Annotated in this window: 2 protein-coding genes and 1 pseudogene; all 3 read right to left on the bottom strand. The window is 35.6% G+C overall.

The window, feature by feature from the left end; genetic code table 11:
- Window positions 1-1,279: pseudogene (locus MRZ08_RS06225) on the bottom strand (alpha-mannosidase); the annotation flags it as partial.
- Window positions 1,276-2,571 (bottom strand): beta-N-acetylglucosaminidase domain-containing protein, encoded by a 1,296-nt coding sequence (locus tag MRZ08_RS06220; protein ID WP_297380659.1) that lies wholly within the window; start codon window positions 2,569-2,571, stop codon window positions 1,276-1,278. The pseudogene MRZ08_RS06225 and the gene MRZ08_RS06220, both read right to left, overlap by 4 nt.
- 113 nt (window positions 2,572-2,684) lie before the next feature.
- Window positions 2,685-2,973 (bottom strand): DUF3502 domain-containing protein (locus MRZ08_RS06215; RefSeq protein ID WP_297380656.1); only part of this gene is annotated, 289 nt, incomplete at its 5' end.

Here is a 2,973-nt window from a genome sequence, read left to right as displayed (position 1 = left end):
AAACTTCTGGGAAATCTATGCCGAAAAACTTCCTATCAACTTCTATTTCTCTTTCAACTTCCTTAAGTTTCCTGTAAGGAAGGGTATTTATGACACAGATACTATTTTTCTTGATATTTTGGGTGTTTTCTCTGATTTTTTCCCTAGCTAAGTCTTCGAGATAGTCGACTCCTTCACTTACACTCTTAAAGCGTCTGAGATTGCCATCGTGAACTGAATCCACAGAGCAAGCGCATATGCTGTCGTGGGGATGATTTTTAATTAAGTTTTTATAGAAATAATCGATCTTTTCCCTAGGATAGTCTTTTTTTTCGACAAAAAGAGTAAAAAGTGGTTGGATGACTTCTTCAAGTCTCATCTCCAAAGTCTTGTTGTATTTCTTTAGATAATATCTAGAAGATGAAGTAGAATTCAAAGTCCACCAACCATCAGTCGTTTGACTTCTAAGCTCGCCTTTTATGGTGTCGATATCTTTTACTTCTCTTTTTACACTTTCAAAATAAAGGTCTAAGTTTGAGTGAACAAATTCATAATCTTCATAAAGCTCGTTTGCCTTTTTTATGATTTTCCCAATGTTTTTTTGAACTGGAGAGTGATCACAACCGTTCATCAAGAGCAATTGATTAGTTGAGGCGTACTTTTCCATATCTTCAATCTTCTGATCCATATAAGCTTTAAGCTCATGCTCATCTTCAGGAATGTCTAGTCCATTGCTATACCAGTTAGCAAAAAGAATCCCCAAGACCTCATCTCCATTAGGAGCCCTCCAATAAATCTCTGAGTTTTTGGAAGTAAAATCATCTATAACCACATTGTCAAAGCCTGTAGCCTTGACCCCTCTTCCAAAGTAGGCGACTTTAATTCCAGCTTTTTGAAGAATTTGGCTAGCTTGACCAATATTGCCAAATGTATCTGGAAAATAGCCAATCATCGAAGGTTCTCCCCACTTTTCTATGCTTTTTATTCCAAGACTTAAGTTTTTGATATTAGATTCTCCGCTTGTGAGAAAGGCATCTTGCAAGATATACCAAGGACCTAGCTTAAGCTTACCGGCCTCGATTAATTCCTCGATTATCTTTCTATTTTCTGGCTTAACTTCAAGATAGTCTTCTATAGGAAGATAATGGCCATCAAGCCAATAATACTTAAAATCAGGATCTTCGAAGGCTTCTATCACCCCATCCATTAGATCGATTAGGCGCATATGGTGCTTTTCATAAGGCATGTACCATTCTCTATCCCAGTGGGTATGGCTTACTACGTGGATGGTTTTTTTCATTTTTCTACATCCTCCATGAGCTCTTCGTAGATTTTCTCCAAGACTCTAGAAGTTTTGACCTTCCTATCTTCTATAGTATCTAGGCTAAATTCCTTATAGATTTTTACCTTACAATCGCTACATTTATCATAGAAGCTTGAAGCTTTCTTAAAATCTTTGTCTATTGCTGCCTTAACAGCTTCTGATAGATATGATAGGGAGGTGAAAAATGGCTTTACCTCATCGTATAATTTATCATTGCTGTAGTTTTTAAAGTATGAATCTATAGCTCCTATCTTCTTATTAAGCAAGCTTTTTACTTCTTCAAAGTCCTTATCCCTATAAGCTAGGGCAATTTCCCCATCTTCCTTATATTTCTTATCATCAAATCTATCATAAACTCCTGAAGCAAAGAAGGAATCAGCTATTACGAAAAGATCTGAAGCTACTTTTTCGTCAATATAGGCTAGGGCTCTTTTGAAAGATTCGATAGGGACAAATCCAGCTGGATCTTTGGCAAATTCTCCTATTTGATAGATAGATATCTTGCTTAACTCTGCCTGATTCATTGGATTTGATAGGATTGACTTATAGTTTATCTCGCTTGAATCATAAAACTCGAATACTTCCATAAATATTCTATCTCTTAGATAATCATTGACCGGCCAGTTAAGCCATATATTAGCTTCCTTTTGAGAAAGCTCTGTAAATTTTTCTTGGGAAGATTTTGTAATAGGTACAACTACGTCATAGCCTGTCCACAAGATTTCTAATCTATCAAGACCGGAAAAGAGCTTAAAGTATTCTTCCCCCTTCTCATCAATCCAGGCGCTGTTATACCAAGGATGGACAAATAAAAGTTTGCCATTTTCATAAGTATCCAATTTCTTTAGAATATCTTTCACCAAGCTTAAATGAAATTCTCTTTGCTCGTAGGCTAAGTCTCTGTCTATATCGTCCATGCAAAGAGCAAAGGAAGTCACACCTGCTTCATGAAGGCTATCGTACTTTTTAAATAACTTATCAATTTCTTCTTCATATAGATTAAAATCTATCAAATTTTGTCCTGGATGAATGGCCCAAACAAAATCGACTCCCTCGTTTTTTGAAAGCTCAGCAAGCTTACTTATCTCAGCTAATTTATCCTCTGGATAAGGTTCTCTCCATTTTACATTATGGTAAGGATCATCCTTTGGTGCATAGACATATTGGTTCATATCTATATCGGATAGAAATTTAATCATAGACATTCTTTCTTCAAAGCTCCAAGGAATCCCGTAGAATCCTTCTATAATGCCTCTTTTTTCTAACATATTAACTCCTAAATCTTTTCATATTCTCTAAAAAAACTTCCAATAAATGAAACATTTTTCACTATAATTTGCAAAAGTAAAGACCTATGCCTAAACATAAGTCTTTATCATTTCTACTTCCTATCCCAATTGTCTAATTGAGCTTGGACTTCTTCTATCAACCTATCAATTCCAGCAGTATTAAGCTTATCTAAGAATTCTTGATAATAGTCCTCGTCAAAGGCACCTGTTTTGAGATTTTTCTCGTATTCGAAAATTGTCTGTTCAACATTTCCTGCCTCGCTTTCAACGCTTTTCCTATCAAAGTTGAAACCTAGTATAGGAGAAGGCTCTAAATTCTCTAAAAACTTATCTAGTTTTTTCTTAGCTTCTGGCGTGTCAGAATCTTCAGATGTAGTAAGT

Origin of the sequence: Anaerococcus sp., assembly GCF_022770135.1 — a bacterium.
Taxonomy (GTDB): Bacteria; Bacillota; Clostridia; order Tissierellales; family Peptoniphilaceae; genus Anaerococcus.
Note: the sequence above shows the minus strand (reverse complement) of the source record. Positions and strands in the feature narration are given on the sequence as shown.

Excerpts from the sequence above, each read along its gene's own strand:
- MRZ08_RS06220 (WP_297380659.1), bottom strand. The coding sequence starts at position 2,571 with ATGTTAGAAAAAAGAGGCATTATAGAAGGATTCTACGGGATTCCTTGG.